This is a genomic window from Synechococcus lacustris Maggiore-St4-Slac (assembly GCF_024345595.1).
Taxonomy (GTDB): Bacteria; Cyanobacteriota; Cyanobacteriia; order PCC-6307; family Cyanobiaceae; genus Synechococcus_D; species Synechococcus_D lacustris.
On sequence record NZ_JAGQBK010000020.1, the window covers coordinates 1 to 19,217 of the forward strand.

Genomic DNA, 19,217 nt, shown 5'->3' on the forward strand with positions numbered 1-19,217 from the left:
GCCAAGTAATATCACCGTGATTTGCCTTGGCAAGAGCACCTATGCAAGGCTTGGCATAATAGTGAATACAACACCAGCAGAAGCCGGCTGGGAGGGTCATTTAACCTTGGAATTTAGCAATAGCTCTGGCGCTGATTGCCGCATCTATGCCGATGAAGGCATCTGTCAACTATTATTTTTTGAAGGTGACCCCTGTGAAACCACCTATCAAGATAGGGCCGGTAAATATCAAGATCAACCGGAAAGGGTTACCTTAGCGAAGATGTGAATGGATTGGATTCACACAATTCATTAATGCCTAACTTGGTGCGCCAGGTAGTTAAAGGAAGATCCCAACCCTGCTCCCAACGCTCGGCAAGAAAAGGCGGTGCAAAACAACCTAATTTCAAGCCATAGGCAATTGCTAAACCGATATCTGGGCCATCGGGATGTGTTGCTTCAAAGGAGCGATGAATCAAACCAGCGGCAAGCAACAGGGCAGAACCAGGCCAACGCAATTGCTCCGCAGTAAAACCATTTAAGGCCGATTCACCTGCGATGGTGGCAGGGCAACCGGTGATGGCATGCCACACATCATGGCAAGCACGAATGCGATGTTGCAAATAACTATCAGCTGCTGAGATATCAGCTGATAGCTGAGGTGGCGCTAGGGGTTCGAGGCCTTGATCAAATAACAGATGGCCATACACATAACCAAGGCTACCGGCTGGATAGGTGATCAAAGTAGCTACATTTGGCCACTCACCCCAATATTTTTCCTGCACTAGGGCAGCAATTGCAGGATCAGCGTGTAAACGCTGGCGGGCAGCGGCAGCAGCTGGTGTTTTATAGCTGCGATTTAACAGATCAATGGCGCTTGTGATATCTGTTGGGTTATCACATAAATGCTGCATATCAAAAGAGATATGCATAAGCTGATTTTGCAGCTGGGCTGCGTTTGAAATGGGCATATTTAGATAGATTTAGCGAACACCCATAGCACGGCGCATTTGATACATACAAGCCATGCCACTGGAGCAAAGTTGAATGCCATGGCCATTAACGCTAAAAAGAATTTCAGAGCCCAACATTTGCAATGGTGCAGCGTTCTTAGATGCAGTGGGTTTAGGGGCTTGCCATGTTGGTTGAACTTGACCCGGGGTTAGTGGTGATTGGCTGGAAATATTGCGGAGTGATTGGGCATCTTGAAGAACTTGCACGGCACTACCTGTTGCTGCATCGAACATTTGAGCGCCTACAGGGCTCCCTAGGGCTGAAAGCAAAAGTAAGGCGCTGTATAAATAATATTTCATGGTGCTAGGCGAGCGCGGTGCAGGCGGGATTTTTCATACCATTCCGCAAATTGAGGCGCCCAATTCACAAGATGGGGCCACATCAGATCACATAACTGCCTGATCTCAAGCTGGGCATCAAGTTTGGCGCGTAGATCCATGAAATGCAGGAAGGCACGCAAACTAAAACTAACAACAAAATGCTGGCGGTAATCAAAAGGCAAGATGCCACGGGCATGCTCCTCTGCAAAACCAGCAGCTAAAAGGTCACGATATCTACAGGCGGCAGTGCGGCATAACTCCAAATCAATGGCCCGTTCAGCGGCGCTATAGGTATATTTCTTACCTTGGCGATCGCTGTAATCCGCCACGGGCCGCAAATAAAACACCTCTTCTAGATCTAATTCAGCATTAGCAGCGCGCACGATGCGATCACCTGTGTAGCGCATCGATTGAACATCGAAGCTCACGCCAACCCGATGGGTACGGGCCTGTTGCATCACCGAATGGGGAAACCAACCCACATTGAGCACAATTTGGGCATGCTCAAGGGGTCCGTAGTGGCCCCGCTCCCCTGAAAGCAAACGTTTTACGCAGATTTCACCGGCGCGGGTTTCATCGGGCCATTCAGAGCGATCAGCCCACACAAAACCTTCGCTGTAATCCTGGTGCATGCCGGCATAAACACACTGCTGCGGGTTTGGCGTAGCCGCAATCAACTCAACCCGGAAGCGGTTCATGCCAGTTAAAAAGCTCTGTTCAGATTAGAGGGGCTAGGGCAGATGAGATAAATTGAATTTAATTAAGGGCATTTGAAATACCTGAAAATATTTTTTAAACGGAATGTGCCCATTAAAAGAAAATACAATCATATTGCAGGCCACTATCTGCAAAGCTAATACGACAATTAAAATATTATCTTTAAGGCAGAGCTCAATATACCCCTCAATGCGTTCTACAAACTTTTAGCAGCAGCCCCTAAGGCCTTAATCAACCTGCGATTACGATTGCGATCACTTAAAGCAATGCGTAGATAATGGTCATCAAGGCCAATAAAACTGCGGCAATCACGCAACAGAATGTGGTGCTGTTGCTCGAGGGCCAAGCGCAAAGGTTCCAAACTTTGCTCGCCATGGATCAATAAATAATTAGCAGCCGATGGCATTGGCCTGATGCCATCTAATTGCTGCAACTGTTGATATAACCAAGGGCCTTCCTTTGCCAGCCACTGCTGCACCCGCTTTGCCCAATTTTGATCTGCCAGTAATGGCCCCCCCACCGCCGCTGCAAGGCCATTAACGGGCCATGGATCCCGCCATGAAGCCCAACTAGCTAAGCGATCCGGATGGGCAATTGCATAGCCAAGCCTTAAGCCAGCTATGGCAAATAATTTGGTGAGGCTACGCACCACCACCAGGTTTGGATATTTATCAATTAATGGCACTAATGATTGCTGTTCGCCATTTGGCAGCAAAGTTAAAAAAGCTTCATCCACAATCACTAAACCAAATTGCGGCAGAAGCAACTCAAGGCTTTTGCGGCACCAAAGCTGGCCGCTGGGGTTATGGGGATTTGTGATCCATAGGGCCCTGCCTTGATCAGCCAGTAGTGGCGTTGTTAATGCCGCTGTGAATGCTTGCGGAAAAGCAGCAGCCCATTGCAATTGCAGCGGCACTGCTTGCCAAGGGCCATGCCAACAATTAAGGGCACGGCAGTAGTCGTTAAAACCAGGCTGGGGCAGCAGGCTATGGAAAGCAGCACTATCACGAGCCGCCCAGGTGAATAGTTCAGCGGCGCCATTACCAGGCAACACCCAATCAGGATCTAAGCCGTGGTGGCTAGCGATTTGGGCCCGCAAATTGGCATAGCGGCGATCGGGATAGGGCGTTAGTTCATTGGCAATAGCCCGCCTTAAAGCCCGCGGCAGCCAGCTAGGTGGGCCAAAGGGCACCAGGGATGCACTTAGATCAAGCAGCTCAGCGGGTTTGCAGCCCAACGCTTCTGCCCGCTCCTGGCGGTTGCCACCGTGGCGATGGGGTGTGGAGGGTGAATGATCAGGCACTGCACCAGTTTGGTTGTGGCTGGTGCCTTAAGTGGGTACAACAGCAGCAGATACCAGGTTCAAATGGCCAAAAGCCAATTGCACTTACTGCTAATTGGCCTGTTGAGTGCTGGCGGGGCAATGGCTGGGCCCGATGCGGTGTTGCAATTATTAGATAAAAAAAGCTGCAGTGGTTGCAACTTGCAGGGCGCTGATTTGATTTATGCCGAATTACAAAGTGCGCAACTACCTAAGGCAAAGCTCCAGGGTGCAAATCTAGGGCGAGCAAACCTAAGCAACGCTAATTTACGCGGCGCTGATCTAACAGATGCCAGTTTGCAGGGTGCAAATTTACATCGCGCTGATCTACGCGGTGCGAAATTAAAGGGCACTGATTTGAGATCAGCTGATTTAACAGATGCCCGTTTAGATCCTGAACAATTAGCTAGTAGCCACACAGAAGGTGCAAAAGGAATCACAGCCCGAGCACGAAGCTACGCCGAATTACATAATGCCGGTGTGAAGGCATCATTAGCAGCTAAACATCCAGAAGCAGAACAACGCTTTAGTGAAGCGATTGCAAAAAAACCAGATGCTGCCATTAGCTGGATGGCAAGGGGCATTAGCCGCCAGGAACAGGGCCGAAATGCAGAGGCTGCAGCAGATTTAAATTATGCGGGCAGGTTGTATGAACAGGCGGGAGAAGCGGAACTAGGGCAACAATTACAAAAAGCAGCTACTGGGATCGCAAAGGGGCCAAAAATAGTGCAGGGCAATGGCATGGGCAGCCAAATTTTGAGTGGTGCCTGGAGCATGCTGCAACAACTGGCACCATTGGCGCTGAAATTAATGGGCCCTAGTTTTTAAGTGATTTATTGACCATAAACCAAACGCCTTGCTTCTGCACTTGATGGTTGAAAACCATAGCCATAACTACCACCCTGTTCATCATCAATAATGCGTGGTGTTACCACAATTACGAGTTCAGATTTACGCCTACCCGTGTTTGTTTTTCTAAAAAACTGACCAAAGAACGGTAAATCACCTAGCACGGGCCATTTGCTCACTAATGCAGCATCTGATTCTTGGATAACACCTGTAAGAAACAATGTTTGGCCATCGCGCAAGCGCACCTTACCTGAATCGAGGCTGCGTTTAACAATATTGCTTATGGCAACATCAGCTCCACCAACGCTAAGAGTACCTGCTGGCACTGGAATTGATGCCTGAGGCGTCATTTTAAGGGTTACAAATCCATTGTCATCTATCTTTTCAGCTACAACTTCAAGGGTAAGGCCGGCATTTTCGCGCGTTGTGGTGCTGGTTGTGGTGTTATTTGCATTATTGGTTACTTGCACATTAGTAATCACACTAGTGATTGCCTCCACCTTTGCCTTTTCACCTTCTTGAACCAGCAAGGTGGGATCAGCAAGGGTTTTCGTGTTTCTGCTTTGAATAGTAGCCGAAAGATAATCAACAAGGCTATTTGGATATTTCATATTTTTTGGTATAGCCGGATTACCAGGTGTTTCTTCTGCCCTATATCCAGTAACAGCACCAGTAGCTGAAACAATCGGCACCAATGTATATGTGCTTACGCCCAAGCCAGGCTGATCAGGATTAGCGTAAGTGCCGAAACCTGGCCTGGCATACTGCAATCCGCCTCCGGGCTTGGGTAACACATTGCCAGAAAATGGAGCAGCACCTTGAATCCTGTTACCGAAAAGTTGGCCATTATCGGGAAAACTAAAGGGTGTTACAGCGGTTAGTGGTGTGCCACTGCCATCAAATTTACCTGAACCTAAACCCTCTCCAGGAGGCTTTAGAGTGCCAAAATTAATAAGAGCTTGGCCCGAATCATTCACTATAAAAGTATTACCAATTCGCGTTGAAAAGCTATTATCTATTGAAGTGTCATTTTCAAGATCAATATTTAATATTTTCACATTAACCGCCACCTGGCGTTTGCGTAGATCCAACTGCTTTAAGTAGCCTTCTGCCACATTCACAAGATAAGATCCACCTATTAATGTAATAGTACCCAGTCGTGTATCCGTAGTTCCAATCAAACCCTTAAGCGGCCCCTGGGAGGCGCCAAAACTTTCAATTACAGTTTGAGTTGATGTTTGAGAGGTGGAAGCAGATGCATTTGCCGTTGTTACGCCTGTAGACGATGATTCATTTGATGTTGATGTAACTGTATTTGTTTGAGTTATTGTTGCACCTAAATTAGCTAAATACCGTGCTGCACTATTTGGTTCAACCTGATTCAAGCGATAAACCCTAGAAACGGTATTGCCAATCGTTTTTGTGAGCACATTTTGGCCAACAACCACCGTGCGGCCCTCCAACCTTGCCTGTAAACCTGAACTAAGCAACACAAAATTAAAGGCCCGCTCCAATGGCTCGGCCTTAAATGCCACCGTGATCAATCCACTAGATGTATTTGCCCCCACATCCGCAAAGGCAAAGTTATAACCACCCATCTGCGCTAATAACATCAACACATCCCTGGCACTGGCATTGCGGGTTGTGAGGGATACGGGTGGCCCCTTTAGCGCTACATAGCTGGGGTTGCGCAACACCATCGTGCCCACGGCCATATCACCCACCGGTGGCGCATAGGCCCTTTGCCTCAGGGGCGGCACAAAATTAGCCACCGGCACCTGGCCCGGTGTGCGCAGGTCGTAGCTGCCGGAAACCCGTTGCGGCAGCTGTTGCGCCGCAAAACTGAGCCTCAGCGATAGGCCGTCGTCGCTCACCACCGGCGATGGCACCTGCCTGCCCTGCACCGGCGCCACCGACAGCACAAAGCGATTGCCACTGCCCTCAAGTACCACCGAGGCAAAACCCACCTCAGGCAATGCCAATTGCCTTATTCCATTTGCCAGCTGCACCTCCTTGCTGGTTGTTATGTCCACCTCCAAACCCATTCCCTTTTGACCAATGCGCACCTCCGCATTTGGCCCCATCCCGTCCAGCAGCAACTGCACCGCCCCAGCAGTGCGCAACACCCTTAAATCAGCCGCTGGTGCCGCCCAGGCCACCGTCTGCATCGTTTCCGGTGCCAGCAGCAGCCCCAGGCTTACCGCCATAAAGGCGCGCGCGGCATTCATTGAATAATTATCAGCCCGCGGATAATATCGATTTGATCAAGGTTGCACCAGTGGCTGATAGGCCGTGAGCGTGAATTTCAACGTGGTTGTGGCAGCAGCTTTTAGATCTGCTTTTTGCCCCTCCAGTGATAAGTCACTGATCACCAGCAGCGGCGTTAACCATTCCAGCCTTCTTAAAAAGCTCAATAAATTTGGATAGCTGCCCTGCACCACCAGCAGCTGCTGATCTTTCTTAATGCCTTCACCAAGCAATGGATCAGCAGCAGATTTTGCTGCCGTTGTTTGTGGTTCGTAGCTCTCTAAACTCACCTCTGCTTTTGCTGCTTCTGCTCCCAATTGGCTCAATAGTGTTGCCAATGAACGGTTGCCAGCAACCAATTCCACCAGCTTTTTTTGTTGCCCCTTAGAGCGGGCTTCCTGTTGCAACAGCCTGCCCTTTCCCCGCACCAGCCCTGGCAGGGCAGCTCTTTTATTTAGGTTTTCCTTTTCTAATTTTTCTAATTCCTGCAATTTATTTGCCGCCGGCACTAGGGCAAAGCCCGCAATAGCACCCGATAAAACAATGCCGGCCAACACCGGCAGCAGCAGTAATGCCCGTTCAGGGGTAATAAAACTCAACCCCTTGCTGGCTTGATCCGGTTGAAAATTTGTCATGGCAATAACCCCAGCTGCTTAATTGCTTCCACCCGCGCCGCCATCCCCAAAGCACCCAACTGCTGCAATGGAAAACCTTTCTGCGCTTTGCTGTTATCAAAATCTGCTATTAATTCAAAACCCACCATCTCCATTTGTTCTTTAGCACTGCTTGCCTGTTCCTGTTGCGCTTTTTTTAAACGCACTGGTTTTTTAAAAAATAATGATTCCGCCATTGCTAATTGCAAAATATTGATCCGCTCAAATGCCGCTGGCGCCTGCGCCTGGCCCTTAAGGCTAAAAGTGCCGCTATCAGCCCGGGCGGTTTGCAGTTGCACCCCCTGCGGCGTTAATGCAGCTAATGCTGTTAAAAATGCCGAGGAAGATCGCACCGCAAGTAACCCATCCACCAAGCTTTTATTGGCTTGGTTCAACTTCAACACCTGGCCCTGCAATTTGATATTTCCCTGCAACAGTGAATCGTGCAAATTTGCATCCGGTTGCAGCTCCAGCACAGAAGCCTGCAATTGTTGTTGCCGCCAAACCATGCCCGCCCCCACCAGCAACACCACAGCCAATGGCACCAGCCCATAGGCAGCACCTTTAGTGAGCAATTGCTTTGGCGACACCAGCGGTTTAGGGCTAAGCCCCAACTCCTCCCGCCGTTGCCGCAGCAGATCTACCTGTAGGTGTTCAGCCATCTGCGATGCGTTGCGCCGTGCCTATGAGGCCGGCGAATGCTGCATCTGTCAATGGATCAGCGCTAGATGCGGTTGCTAATGGCGCTAATTGCAACTCCTTTTTGCTGCTTTTTTGCAATTCCGCCAGCAAGCCCGGCTCCAATAATTCGCTACCCACCAGCCACAGGGGCTGCTGCTGCAACCGCTTTTGCCCGTGTTCCAAGCGCTGCAGCAAGCAATTCAGTTCCTCCATAAAACCAGCCCCCAGCGCTGGCCCCATGCAATGGCGATAAACAGGCTGCCCCCCCTGCCAAAACGTAAATAGCGATGCATTGGCCTGGAGATCAAGCAAAAGGCAATCAGCTGCTTTTGGATCACCCAATTCGATGCCAAGGGCCCGCAACTGCGCTAATTCGGCCACCTCGAGGAAATCCAGCTCCAAATCAGCAATCGCAAATAGCTCAATCCAGCAATCAATCATTTCGCTTTTGTTCAACAATGCCAGCCACTCCCCAGGCCCAGCCATGGGCAGCTGCTGCAGCAACCGCCATTCCGTTTGGCCACTGGGTAATAACGCCGCGGCCGAGCGCAAATTCAAACCCGCCTGCAACACCAAATCACCTAATAAATCACCTAGCGCCGCCGCTTTTTGCGGCACACCAGCCACCACTAACCCCGCCGGCAGGGGCGCCAGCTCAGCGGCACTGGCCCCCGGCTGCCACAGGGCGATATGGCGATCATTTATTTCCACCGCTGCCGTGCCCCAACGGTTCAAACGCCTCCAGATCGGTGCAATCGCAAAAGCTGAATCACTTAACAGGCTTCCAAACACAACATTGCGGCAAACACCCCTTCAACATTCCCCAGCCAGCCAAGGCAATTCACAACCCACCGCCGCTTGGATTGATGCCAACCCATGGCGATCCAACTGTTGCTGCAACCCAGCCAAAATCCATGGCACCAATCCAGGGCCCCGATAAATCCAACCCGTATAAAGCTGCACCAAGCTGGCCCCTGCTGCAATCCGTTCCCAGGCGGTTTCAGCGCTATCGATGCCACCCACTCCGATCAAGGGCAGTTGCGGCCCTGCATTAGCCCTTAAACAACGCAATACCTCCAGCGCCCGTTTACGCAATGGCGCACCGCTTAAGCCACCGGCTTCCTCCGCCAGGGTGCGGCCCGTTTGCGGCAACAGCCTTTCGCCAAGGCCAAAGCGATCCAGGCTGGTGTTAGTGGCAATCAGCGCTGCCAGGCCTTCGTCGTAGGCCAAGCGCGCCACCGCTGCAATTGCTTCATCCGTTAAATCCGGGGCGATCTTCACCAGCAATGGCGGGCAGGCAGGTTGGCGCCTTAGCTGCTCCACCAATTGCCGCAAGAGGTTTTCCTCCTGCAATTGCCTTAGGCCTGGGGTATTTGGCGACGACACATTGATCACCACATAATCGGCAAATGGTGCAAGCAGCGCCAGGGAATCGGCGTAGTCGTGGGCTGCTCGCTCAAGGGGCACCAGCTTTGATTTACCCAGGTTCAAACCCAACACCGCTGGCCGCTGGCCCACAGCCCCCAGCTGTTGCCGCTCCAAAAGCTTGGCTACCGCTGCCGCACCTTGGTTGTTGAAACCCATGCGATTTAAGGCTGCCTGCTCCTTTGCCAAGCGAAATAGGCGTGGCTTTGGATTGCCGGCCTGGGCAAGGGCCGTAACGGTGCCTAATTCAGCAAAACCAAAGCCAAAGTGATGCCAAATGCCAGCTGCCTCGGCGTTTTTATCAAAACCAGCAGCTAAACCCACTGGATTTTTAAAACAACAACCAAATAGGTTTTGCTCAAAACGTGGATCATGCAGTTGCAGGCTGCGTTCCATCGCCCCTAGGGCCGCAGCCAAGGGGGCCAGCTGCCGCCAACGGCTGGCCTGGGCCAAGGCCTTCAGCGTTAAACCACTAAGCCATTCAGCATCAGCGCCTTCATCAACTGCTAACAGGGGGCCAAAAAACCTTTGCCAGGGATCGAGCTGTTGTTTAGCCATCTTTATTGCTGCTCCTGGCGCTCAAGCCGCCAGCCGCCTTCCTGTTGGGGTGCCACGCGCCAATCACGCCAGGTGATTGCTGTTTCCCTATTTTCAAAGGCCGCCAATGGTTGTTCCAGCAACTGGGCTATTTCCACCGTTTTTAATAAATAACCACCCTGGGCAAGGCGATCCGCCAGCTCCAGGCGCGTTAGCAATTCTTTTAATGGCGCAGGGGCAAGATCTTGATCTTTAGCTGTTGTTTTTAGCTGTTCTTGATCCGGAATTGCTTCCTTGCGGGAATAGGCCACTGCAATTGCATCGCAACGGTCGTTGTCGGGGTCGCCGCTGTGGCCCTTCACATATGCCAACTCCACATCAGCAAGGCGCGCGCCATCAAGGGCCTCCCATAGGTCGCGATTTAATACGGCTCCTCCGGCTGCGGTGCGCCAACCTTTGCGTTTCCAGCCCGGCAGCCATTTGCTAAAGCCATCGATCACATATTTGCTATCGGTGCGGATTGTTAAAGCTGGATCCCTTGGTAATTCCTTAAGGCGCTGCAGTAGGGCATGGCAGGCGGTGAGTTCCATGCGGTTGTTGGTGGTGTGGGCTTCAAAACCACCCATTTCCTCCACCGTGCCATCGCTATAGCGCAGCAAACAACCCCAACCACCGGGCCCTGGATTACCCCTGCAGGCACCATCACAGGCAGCAGCCACCACCTTTCGGTACAAAGGGGTGCTGGTTGAACTTGAAATTGTGTTCTGCATAGGCCGAACCTACCGGGGGCTGGATCTCTTCAGCAGCGGTGTGGTGCTGCTGGCCCAGTTGTTTAGCAGCAGCCCCCTGGATCAACAACGCTTTCAAGTGTTGGCCCAACCATTGCGGGAAGGGGGCTGGAAATTATTGGTGTTGGAACAGCTAAAACCAAGCCCCGCCTGCTGGCGAGTGCGCAGTGATGGGCTGGTGAGCCCAAGTTTGGTGCGCTTTGATTTTTCTGGCATCTGCAATCGCTATATCGATAGCAATGGCTATTCCCTACGCATAAATCAAAAAGATTTAGCTACTTCCCACAGCCTGCAATTAGTCCAGGAGGGCAGAAATTTATTACTGCTCGGCGTACCGCAAGCCACGGGCAGCGCCATGGTGGTGGCCAGTGCAGCGATCAATAACAAGGTGGGTAATGATGGCTTTTTAGCCCTGCAACTGGCGCCTGGCTGGCAATTAAGCCGCCGCACCTACAACGGCCAAGGGCTAAGCCATATTTATTTTTCAACCACTAAAACCAGCAGCAGCCCGCCACCGCCGCCAATCACACCCCGTGTAGATACGCCAAGGGGAGTGGTGCCGATCCGGGTTATCCCCTACAGGCCAATGCAATAACCGTCCAGCTGGGCAGTGCATTATTCATTCGCGGGGTAATTTATGCAGGTGTGAGGAGTGAGGACTCCACCAGGGTCGAAACAAGGCCAGACTCCTGGGAAAGTCCACACCCGAAGGTCCTGCTTAGCAGGGCCTTTTTTTTGTCAATAAAAAACCCCTGCAATGCAGGGGTTTGCTGGCCTGAAATCAGGGCAAGATCACTTGATCGTAACCTTGGCACCCACTTCTTCCAGGGCCTTTTTAAGGGTTTCAGCGGCATCTTTAGCGATGCCTTCCTTAACGGGTGTTGGAGCTGCTTCCACCAAAGTTTTAGCTTCAGACAAGCCAAGGCCAGTGGCCTCACGCACAGCCTTCAGCACTTTGATCTTGGCGGCCGCATCGAAGCCATCAAGGATGACATCGAATTCGGTTTTCTCTTCAACAGCTTCAGCGGCAGCAGCCGGTGCAGCCATCATCACGGCGCCAGCAGATGCGGCGGCGGATACGCCAAAGGCCTCTTCAATCTGCTTAACCAGCTCGGAAGCTTCAAGCAGTGAAAGGGTCTTTAACGACTCAAGGATTTGGTCGGTTTTTGTAGACATGGTTAGGAGAGCAACAGAACGGGTGATCGGCGGATCTCAGCTGGCTTCGCCATCGGCGTGCTGTTTGAGCGCCCGGGCAAGGCCGGAAGGTACCTCGTTGATGCCCACTGCCAACTGGGTGGCAACGGCATTGATAGCCCCTGCAATCTGGGCGATAAGCACCTCCTTAGAGGGCAGGTCGCCGATTGCCTTGATGTCGTTTTGACTAAGCAGGCGGCCTTCATATAGGCCACCCTTCAATTCCGACTTCTTGCGGTCTTTTTGGAAAGACTGCACAGCTTTAACAGCACTACCAACATCGCCCTTAACAAGAACGAAGGCGTTGGTGCCGTTAAGCAGGGATTCGAGGTGACTCCAAGTGCTGTCGCCATCGATGGCGCGGCGCATCAAGGTGTTTTTAGTTACCTTGCAAACGCTGTTTGCTGCAGCTAAACGACCGCGAAGGTCGCCCAACTCCTTGATGGAGAGGCCGCAATAATCGAGCACTAGAGCCATTTCCGACTCACCGAGCAACTGCTTGAGTTCCTCGACGATCTGTTGCTTGTCCTCCAGCGTGCGGCCCATAGGTTGGAACGGATCAGGGGGAACAAGCTGGGCATTGCACACCGTTGGGAGGTAGCAACACCGATCCACTCCCTGATAGGGGGAAAACCGCTGAGCAAACCTCGGCAGGACTTATGGAATCCGCAAGGAAACCACCTGCTGTCTTCGGTTGCGGCAGGAACCAGGGAAATCCCCCAGAACCCCACGCTGGGCGCAAAGCCCTATTCCGGAAAACCGGAATTTAATAATTTAGCAGAGCAGCTAAGGCTCATTCACCAAATTTGAGGTCTTGCAGGGCAGACACATCCACTTCCACCGATGGGCCCATGGTGGATGTTATGTAGAGGCTTTTCCAATAACGGCCCTTAGCGCCACTTGGTTTGTTGCGATCTACGGTTTCTTGCACCGCCTTGAGATTCTCAAGCAGATCCTCAGGGGTAAAGCTGGCTTTACCGAATTGCACGTGCACGATGCCGCTGCGATCGGCCCGGAATTCCAACTTACCGGCCTTGAATTCAGCGATGGCACCCGCTAAATCGGTGGTAACGGTGCCGGTTTTGGGATTTGGCATCAAACCCCTGGGGCCAAGCACCCGGCCCAATTTGGCCACTTTCGGCATCATGTCTGGGGTGGCGATCAATAGATCGAAATCCATGGCCCCACCAGCGATCGTATCCACCAATTCCTCATCACCCACCAGGTGGGCGCCGGCTGCTTTTGCTTCCGCCACCTTTTCACCCCTGGTGATCACAGCGATGCGGATATTGCGACCAGTGCCCTTTGGCAAAGCAACGGTGGTGCGCAACTGCTGATCGGTGTATTTGGGGTCGATGCCGAGGCGCACATGGGCCTCGAGGGTTTCATCAAATTTTGCGGTGGCGTTGGTTTTTACCAGGGCCACGGCCTCCAGCGGTGCATAGGGGCGGGGCTCGATGGCGGCCGCTGCAACGCGAAGGCGTTTTGAGAGGGTTTTCATGGATTTAATGGGGTGCAGGCGAAACCAATGGCTTCTCCCCCAGCGAGGGTGAATGGGTGATTAAGGAGCTCAGTCGGTAACGGCAACGCCCATGTTGCGGGCGGTGCCGGCGATGATCCGCATGGCGGATTCAACGCTGCTGCAATTGAGATCAGGCAACTTTGTGGTGGCGATCTCTTGGAGTTGGGCCTTGGAGATGGAACCCACCTTTCCCTTGGAAGATTGGGGTGCACCCTTTTCAATGCCGGCAGCTTTGCTGATCAGCACGGAAGCGGGAGGCGTTTTAGTGATGAAGGTGAAACTGCGGTCTTCAAAAACCGAAATTTCAACCGGGATCACATAACCAACCTTGTCTTGGGTACGGGCGTTGTACTCCTTGCAAAAGGCCATGATGTTTACCCCGTGCTGACCGAGGGCAGGACCCACGGGCGGTGCAGGGTTGGCCTTGCCGGCCTGAAGGGCCAGCTTGATGACGGCAGTGACTTTTTTAGCCATCGGCTACGAAACGCGGAACATTGCTGCGGTGCACCTTCGACGGCGCTATGGCGGTGGTAACCCACCGCCGATGGCCGCCCCCCGCAGCGGGGCGGCCCGGAGGATCAGTTGTCTTTACTGATCTGACCAAACTCCAATTCCACCGGGGTTTCCCGGCCAAAAATCGAAAGCAGCGCCTTCAATTTGCTGCGGTCGCCTGAAATCTCGATCACTTCACCTTGGAAATCCTTAAACGGCCCAGCGGTAACGGTGATCCGATCGCCCTCGCTGAGATCTACCTTCACCACCGCCTTCTTCTCTTGGGCCCGCTTAAAGATCCGGTTCACCTCAGTGAGGCTTAGGGGCCGTGGCTTGATCCTGCCCCTGGCGCGGCCGGTGGTGCGGCGCTCCTCATGGCCCACAAAGTTGATCACGTTTGGGGTGCTGCGCACCGCCTGCTCCGTGTCTTCATCCATCACCATGCGGATCAACACATAGCCGGGGAAAACCTTTTCCTCCGTGCTTTGGCGAGAGCCGTCTTTTTTGATTTTTATCGCCGGTGTTTGCGGTATTTCGATCTCCAAAATTCGATTTGAAACGCCAAGGGTGAGGGCCCGTTGCTCAAGGGTGGCCTTCACTTTTTTCTCGCAACTGGAGGCCACCTGCACCGCATACCAACGGGCTACCGCAGGGCGGGCACTCGCCTCTTCCTCTTCAGCCGTTTCAACGGGCAAATCGCTGGCTTCCAGCTCGGGCAGTGCCTCAAGGCTGGTATCCAGATCAGTGATGGTTTCGGTGAGCTCAGACAAGGGTGCAGTCAACGGAAGAGCAGCTGGGACAGCCAATGGAAGAAACGATCAAGGGAGGCGATGGCAGCCGCTGAGATGGTCACCATCAACAAAACAGCAACGGATTCACTGATCAGTTGCTGGCGGCTGGGCCACACCACCCGACGCAGTTCAGCAATGGTGGATTCAATCCAACCACCGGGGCCTGAACCCTGGGGGCTAGGGGGCTCTGGCACCACTGCCTTAGCAGGCAAACCAGCAGCATCCACCACCATGCCCTCAGGGGCGGTGGGGTTACCAGGTTGATTGGGCTGGCTAAAAACCACAATCCTCCAACCTGCAAACAGCCACCCTACATAACAGGGCGAAAACTTGGCAGATCCGCTTCCATTTCCACCAATACGGCGCGGGCAGCGCTGAACTTTTCCTCCAGCATCGCCGTTGCCAAAGGGTTCTCCAATTGGCGCCGCAGCAGCCGCCGCAGGGGGCGTGCCCCATATTCAGGGTCGTAGCTTTCCCGCGCCAGCCAGGCCACCACCGCTTCCTGCACCTGCAATTCCAAGCCCTGTTCCTGGAGCAGTGCCTGCAATTCCCGCAACTGCAGGCGCACGATCGGTTCCAGGTCTTCTGGTTGCAGCGGCCTAAAGCGGATTAATTCATCGATGCGATTAAGAAATTCAGGCCGGAAATGGGCCGCCAAGCTTTTATCAACTTCCGCATCCAAGGCATCGCTATTGCCATCGCGGGCATGGCTGAGGATCGCCCGGCTAGCCAAATTGCTGGTCATCACCACAACGGTGTGGCGGAAATCAACGCTGCGGCCCTGGGAATCGCTCAGCCTTCCATCATCAAGCACCTGCAACAAAAGATTGAACACATCTGGATGGGCTTTTTCCACCTCATCCAGCAACACCACCGCATAGGGCCGTTGCCGCACCGCTTCTGTGAGTTGGCCGCCCTCCTCGTAGCCCACATAGCCGGGGGGCGCACCGATTAAACGGGCCACGGCATTGCGTTCCATAAATTCGCTCATATCAAGCCTCACCAGCGCATCTTCTTGATCAAACAAACAGGCGGCCAAGCTGCGGGCCAGCTCCGTTTTTCCCACGCCCGTGGGGCCCATAAACAGAAAGGAACCCACCGGCCGGCGCGGATCCTTCATGCCTGCCCTAGCCCGGCGGATTGCAGCCGCCACCGCCGCCACCGCCTCTGCTTGCCCCAACACCTTTTCCCCCAGCCGTTGCTCCAACTCCAATAATTTCTGCCTTTCACCGGCTAGCAAGCGCTGGATCGGAATGCCGGTGGTGCGGGCCACCACATCGGCGATATCACCCTCCTGCACCTGATCGCGCAGCAGGCGCCCCCCCTGTTGGATCACCTGTTCAAGGGCTTGGCGGCGCTTTTGCACATCGTGCTCAAGCTCCACCTGCAACCGGGCCATCTCCTCCCAATTGGTGAGCCGTTCCGCTTCATTGATGCCGTGGCGTAGTTCCTCCTCCCGCTGTTGCAACTGGCGTAGTTCCTGCAGCTGTTCCCTTTCCTGCTGCCATTGGTCTTGCAAGGCTTCAAGCCGATCTAAGGCTTCATTGCGCCGTTGTTGGTGCTGAATGGCTTCTGGATTTGGGCCCTGTTCAGCCGCCAGAAGGGCCCGCTCCACCCGCCGCAGTTCAGCTTCCGCCTGTTCCACCAGGGCTGGTTTAGAGGTGGCCTCCATCTTTAATTCCGCCGCCGCTTCATCGATTAGATCGATCGCCTTATCGGGTAAGCAACGGTCGCTGATGTAGCGATCAGCAAGCCGCACCGCCGCCTCCAGGGCGCCATCGCTGAGGCTCACCCCATGGTGCAACTCATAGCGCTCCCGCACCCCCCGCAAGATTTCAAGCGACACCTCAAGGCTTGGTTCCTTAATCAGCAATTGCTGGAAGCGGCGATTTAAAACCGGATCCTTTTCCAAGGTGCGGCGATATTCCTCAATGGTGGTGGCGCCAATGCAGCGCAATTCGCCGCGGGCTAGGGCTGGTTTCAGCACACTGCCGGCATCGGCGCCAGCGCGATCGCCATTAACGAGCGTGTGCAATTCATCGATAAATAACACCACCCCCTCTGGCCCCTCATCGGCGGCGGCAATGTCGTTGAGCACCTGCCGCAACCGTTCCTCAAATTGACCGCGGTATTTAGCGCCGGCGATCAAGGCACCGAGATCCAAAGAAATCAAGCGGCGACCCTTAAGCGAATCGGGCACCTCACCGGCCACGATGCGCTGGGCTAACAATTCAGCGATGGCAGTTTTACCAACCCCCGCTTCACCGATCAAAACCGGATTGTTTTTACTGCGCCTTGAAAGCACCTGAATTAAGCGGCGAATCTCGCTATCGCGGCCGATTACCGGATCTAATTCACCCTTACGGGCAAGGGCCGTGAGGTCGCGGCCGTATTGATCAAGGGCTGATGGTTCCGGTTGTAGTTGTTCTAGTTTTGCTTGATCTAATTTTGATTGTTCAAATTGTTGTTGATTAACGGGCAATTGTTCGGCTGGTTTGTTTTCAACCGGCTGCTGCAACTGGCCAAATAGGGCAGCGCCAATGCGCGGTTCCGTTTGCAATACCTGCCAAAGGTGGGAGCCATCAATGCGGCGCAATCCCTGCCGCTCCCGGGCCTGATCAGCGCCATCAAGCAATAGCTCAAGGGCTTCCCCCACATAAAGCGTATTGCTGCTGCGGGTGGGCTGCTGGGCGCAAAAATCATCAACGGCATCCAGCAGGTTGGCCTGGTTGAAGCCATAGGGCGCCATCAATTCAGCGCAGCGGGGTTCCTCCAGAAATGCCTGCAGCAAATGCTCCACATCCAGCTCCCCATGGCGCCAGCGGCGGGCCTGGTCCTGGGCTGCCAAAAGCAAATCCCAGGCCAGATCAGTGAACTGATCCGGAGCTGTGGTGAGGCTGAAGGAAGCGTTTGAGGAACCCATCAATTCAACTTTTCTGCTGAATCAGTTCAATCTTGTAGCCATCGGGATCTTCCACAAAAGCGATCACCGTGGTGCCGTGTTTCATCGCACCGGGTTCCCTCACTATTTTGCCGCCCTTGGTGCGGATCATTTCACAGGTTTCGTTGATGTTGCTAACGCCAAGGGCGATATGGCCATAGCCGGCACCAAGGTTGTAGCTGCTGGTGTCCCAGTTGTGGGTGAGTTCCAACACAGTGTTGTTCTCTTCAGGGCCATAACCCAAAAACGCCAAGGTGAAGCGACCGCTGGGATATTCCTTGCGGCGCAATAGATCCATCCCTAAAACCTCGGTGTAGAAAGCGATAGATCGCTCCAAATCACCAACCCGCAACATCATGTGAAGCAAACGCATTTACTTATGTGCCTGTGGTTGCGGCCATTGTGGCGCTCTTATCTGCATAATGACCCCGCTTGGCTTGAACCCTGTGTTCGATTCTCTCGACCTTGTGATCGACACGGTGGTGGCACGGGAGGTTCTTGATTCCCGCGGCACCCCCACGGTGGAGGCAGAGGTTTTATTGGAAGGTGGCGCCAGCGGCAGGGCCATGGTTCCCAGTGGCGCCAGCACCGGTGCCCATGAGGCCCATGAATTGCGCGATGGCAACAGCCAGCGTTATTTCGGCAAAGGCGTAACCCAAGCGGTTGCCAACGTGGAGGAGCGGATCGCCCCGGCCCTTTGCGGTTTGATGGCCCTCGACCAAAGCGCTGTGGATGCCGCCATGGCCGAACTCGATGGCAGCGACAACAAATCATCCCTAGGGGCAAATGCGGTGTTGGCGGTGAGCCTCGCCGTGGCCCGCGCCGCCGCCAATGGCGTTGGCTTGCCCCTCTATCGCTACCTGGGGGGCCCGTCAGCCACGCTGCTGCCGGTGCCCTTGATGAATGTGATCAACGGTGGTGCCCATGCCACCAATAACCTCGATTTCCAGGAATTCATGGTGGTGCCCCACGGGGCAGATAGCTTCCGTGAAGCCCTGCGCATGGGCGCCGAGGTGTTCCACACCCTCAAGGGTTTATTGAACGAAAAGGGACTATCAACAGCTGTTGGTGATGAGGGTGGATTTGCACCTGATTTAGATAACAATGATGCAGCTGCTGCACTATTAATCCAGGCAATTGAAAAAGCTGGATATAAAGCTGGCGATCAAATTTCCCTAGCCCTTGATGTGGCTAGCACCGAATTTTTTAGCAATGGCAGCTATAGCTTTGGCGGCAATAGCTACAGCAGCGCTGAAATGGTCGACCAGTTAGCGCAACTGGTTAGCCGCTATCCAATCGTTTCTGTTGAAGATGGCATCGCTGAAGATGATTGGGATGGCTGGAAACTATTAACCGATCGGCTCGGCAGCAATGTGCAGCTGGTAGGTGATGATTTATTTGTTACCAATAGCTCTAGATTGCAACGGGGCATCGATCTAGGCATTGCCAATTCAATCTTAATTAAAGTGAATCAAATCGGTTCCTTAACTGAAACATTGCAAGCGATTGATCTTGCCAATCGCGCCGGTTACACCAGTGTTATTAGCCACCGCAGTGGTGAAACAGAAGACACCACCATCGCCGACCTGGCCGTGGCCACCAGGGCGGGTCAAATCAAAACCGGTTCCCTCAGCCGCTCCGAGCGCATCGCTAAATACAACCAACTGCTGCGCATTGAAGATGAGCTGGGCGGCCAGGCGATTTACGCCGGCAGGGAAGGCAGGGGTCCCCGCGGCCGCCGCTGAA

22 protein-coding genes are annotated in these 19,217 nt (G+C 53.5%); 4 read left to right on the forward strand and 18 right to left on the reverse strand.

Annotation, left to right across the window (positions count from 1 at the left end):
- Positions 1-268 (forward strand): dCTP deaminase (locus KBY68_RS10795; RefSeq protein ID WP_255097188.1); only part of this gene is annotated, 268 nt, incomplete at its 5' end.
- On the opposite strand, the gene KBY68_RS10800 is transcribed toward KBY68_RS10795, so the two are convergent.
- The 4 genes from KBY68_RS10800 to KBY68_RS10815 form a co-directional block, all read right to left on the reverse strand.
- Positions 249-911, reverse strand: a complete 663-nt coding sequence (locus KBY68_RS10800) for a Coq4 family protein (protein WP_255097189.1) — start codon at positions 909-911, stop codon at positions 249-251. The two genes, KBY68_RS10795 and KBY68_RS10800, sit on opposite strands and share 20 nt — an antisense overlap.
- Positions 912-962: 51 nt before the next feature.
- On the reverse strand, positions 963-1,226 hold the full coding sequence (locus KBY68_RS10805; RefSeq protein WP_255097190.1) for a hypothetical protein: 264 nt from the start codon (positions 1,224-1,226) through the stop codon (positions 963-965).
- Positions 1,227-1,288: 62 nt separating this feature from the next.
- Positions 1,289-2,011 (reverse strand): FAD-dependent thymidylate synthase, encoded by a 723-nt coding sequence (gene thyX, locus KBY68_RS10810; protein ID WP_255097191.1) that lies wholly within the window; start codon positions 2,009-2,011, stop codon positions 1,289-1,291.
- 215 nt (positions 2,012-2,226) lie between these two features.
- Positions 2,227-3,333 carry a pyridoxal phosphate-dependent aminotransferase gene (locus tag KBY68_RS10815; protein ID WP_255097192.1) on the reverse strand — a complete coding sequence of 369 codons (1,107 nt, stop codon included), beginning with the start codon at positions 3,331-3,333 and terminating at the stop codon, positions 2,227-2,229.
- A gap of 63 nt (positions 3,334-3,396) precedes the next feature.
- Here KBY68_RS10815 and KBY68_RS10820 point away from each other — a divergent pair, with 63 nt between their 5' ends.
- The gene (locus tag KBY68_RS10820) at positions 3,397-4,179 is read left to right on the forward strand and encodes a pentapeptide repeat-containing protein (protein ID WP_255097193.1); all 783 of its coding nucleotides are present in this window, start codon (positions 3,397-3,399) and stop codon (positions 4,177-4,179) included.
- 5 nt (positions 4,180-4,184) lie between these two features.
- Here KBY68_RS10820 and KBY68_RS10825 read toward each other — a convergent pair whose 3' ends face one another.
- The 6 genes from KBY68_RS10825 to KBY68_RS10850 are packed head-to-tail and all read right to left on the reverse strand — an operon-like array spanning position 4,185 to position 10,513.
- Complete coding sequence (locus KBY68_RS10825) at positions 4,185-6,407, reverse strand: secretin GspD/PilQ domain-containing protein (RefSeq protein ID WP_255097194.1); 2,223 nt, start codon at positions 6,405-6,407, stop codon at positions 4,185-4,187.
- Positions 6,408-6,464: 57 nt separating this feature from the next.
- On the reverse strand, positions 6,465-7,082 hold the full coding sequence (locus tag KBY68_RS10830; RefSeq protein WP_255097195.1) for a GspMb/PilO family protein: 618 nt from the start codon (positions 7,080-7,082) through the stop codon (positions 6,465-6,467).
- Positions 7,079-7,762 (reverse strand): PilN domain-containing protein, encoded by a 684-nt coding sequence (locus KBY68_RS10835; protein ID WP_255097196.1) that lies wholly within the window; start codon positions 7,760-7,762, stop codon positions 7,079-7,081. The genes KBY68_RS10830 and KBY68_RS10835 overlap by 4 nt, the downstream gene beginning before the upstream one ends.
- A complete protein-coding gene (locus tag KBY68_RS10840) occupies positions 7,755-8,573 on the reverse strand; it encodes a type IV pilus biogenesis protein PilM (RefSeq protein WP_255097197.1) in 819 nt (272 codons plus the stop codon). Before KBY68_RS10840 ends, KBY68_RS10835 begins: the two co-directional genes overlap by 8 nt.
- 21 nt (positions 8,574-8,594) lie before the next feature.
- Complete coding sequence (locus KBY68_RS10845; RefSeq protein ID WP_255097198.1) at positions 8,595-9,764, reverse strand: quinone-dependent dihydroorotate dehydrogenase; 1,170 nt, start codon at positions 9,762-9,764, stop codon at positions 8,595-8,597.
- A 2-nt stretch (positions 9,765-9,766) separates the two neighbouring features.
- Positions 9,767-10,513, reverse strand: coding sequence for a ribonuclease H family protein (locus tag KBY68_RS10850; protein ID WP_255097199.1), 747 nt, complete (start codon positions 10,511-10,513; stop codon positions 9,767-9,769).
- Between KBY68_RS10850 and KBY68_RS10855 the strand changes: the two genes are divergently transcribed.
- Positions 10,482-11,126 carry a DUF3747 domain-containing protein gene (locus KBY68_RS10855; RefSeq protein WP_255097200.1) on the forward strand — a complete coding sequence of 215 codons (645 nt, stop codon included), beginning with the start codon at positions 10,482-10,484 and terminating at the stop codon, positions 11,124-11,126. The two genes, KBY68_RS10850 and KBY68_RS10855, sit on opposite strands and share 32 nt — an antisense overlap.
- 197 nt (positions 11,127-11,323) lie before the next feature.
- On the opposite strand, the gene rplL is transcribed toward KBY68_RS10855, so the two are convergent.
- From rplL to gloA, 8 genes are all read right to left on the reverse strand, one after another.
- Positions 11,324-11,707, reverse strand: a complete 384-nt coding sequence (gene rplL / locus KBY68_RS10860) for a 50S ribosomal protein L7/L12 (RefSeq protein ID WP_106499575.1) — start codon at positions 11,705-11,707, stop codon at positions 11,324-11,326.
- 36 nt (positions 11,708-11,743) lie between these two features.
- The gene (gene rplJ / locus KBY68_RS10865; protein ID WP_106499576.1) at positions 11,744-12,271 is read right to left on the reverse strand and encodes a 50S ribosomal protein L10; all 528 of its coding nucleotides are present in this window, start codon (positions 12,269-12,271) and stop codon (positions 11,744-11,746) included.
- 247 nt (positions 12,272-12,518) lie between these two features.
- The gene (gene rplA, locus KBY68_RS10870) at positions 12,519-13,226 is read right to left on the reverse strand and encodes a 50S ribosomal protein L1 (RefSeq protein WP_106499578.1); all 708 of its coding nucleotides are present in this window, start codon (positions 13,224-13,226) and stop codon (positions 12,519-12,521) included.
- A gap of 69 nt (positions 13,227-13,295) precedes the next feature.
- Positions 13,296-13,721 carry a 50S ribosomal protein L11 gene (gene rplK / locus KBY68_RS10875; RefSeq protein WP_106499579.1) on the reverse strand — a complete coding sequence of 142 codons (426 nt, stop codon included), beginning with the start codon at positions 13,719-13,721 and terminating at the stop codon, positions 13,296-13,298.
- A 104-nt stretch (positions 13,722-13,825) separates the two neighbouring features.
- Positions 13,826-14,488, reverse strand: coding sequence for a transcription termination/antitermination protein NusG (gene nusG / locus KBY68_RS10880; protein WP_390623288.1), 663 nt, complete (start codon positions 14,486-14,488; stop codon positions 13,826-13,828).
- A gap of 29 nt (positions 14,489-14,517) precedes the next feature.
- Positions 14,518-14,814, reverse strand: a complete 297-nt coding sequence (gene secE, locus KBY68_RS10885) for a preprotein translocase subunit SecE (protein ID WP_241537065.1) — start codon at positions 14,812-14,814, stop codon at positions 14,518-14,520.
- A 26-nt stretch (positions 14,815-14,840) separates the two neighbouring features.
- Positions 14,841-17,453 (reverse strand): ATP-dependent Clp protease ATP-binding subunit, encoded by a 2,613-nt coding sequence (locus tag KBY68_RS10890; protein WP_255097201.1) that lies wholly within the window; start codon positions 17,451-17,453, stop codon positions 14,841-14,843.
- A 4-nt stretch (positions 17,454-17,457) separates the two neighbouring features.
- Positions 17,458-17,844 carry a lactoylglutathione lyase gene (gene gloA / locus KBY68_RS10895; protein WP_106499581.1) on the reverse strand — a complete coding sequence of 129 codons (387 nt, stop codon included), beginning with the start codon at positions 17,842-17,844 and terminating at the stop codon, positions 17,458-17,460.
- A gap of 73 nt (positions 17,845-17,917) precedes the next feature.
- Between gloA and eno the strand changes: the two genes are divergently transcribed.
- Positions 17,918-19,216, forward strand: coding sequence for a phosphopyruvate hydratase (gene eno / locus KBY68_RS10900; protein WP_255097215.1), 1,299 nt, complete (start codon positions 17,918-17,920; stop codon positions 19,214-19,216).
- Position 19,217 lies beyond the last annotated feature (1 nt).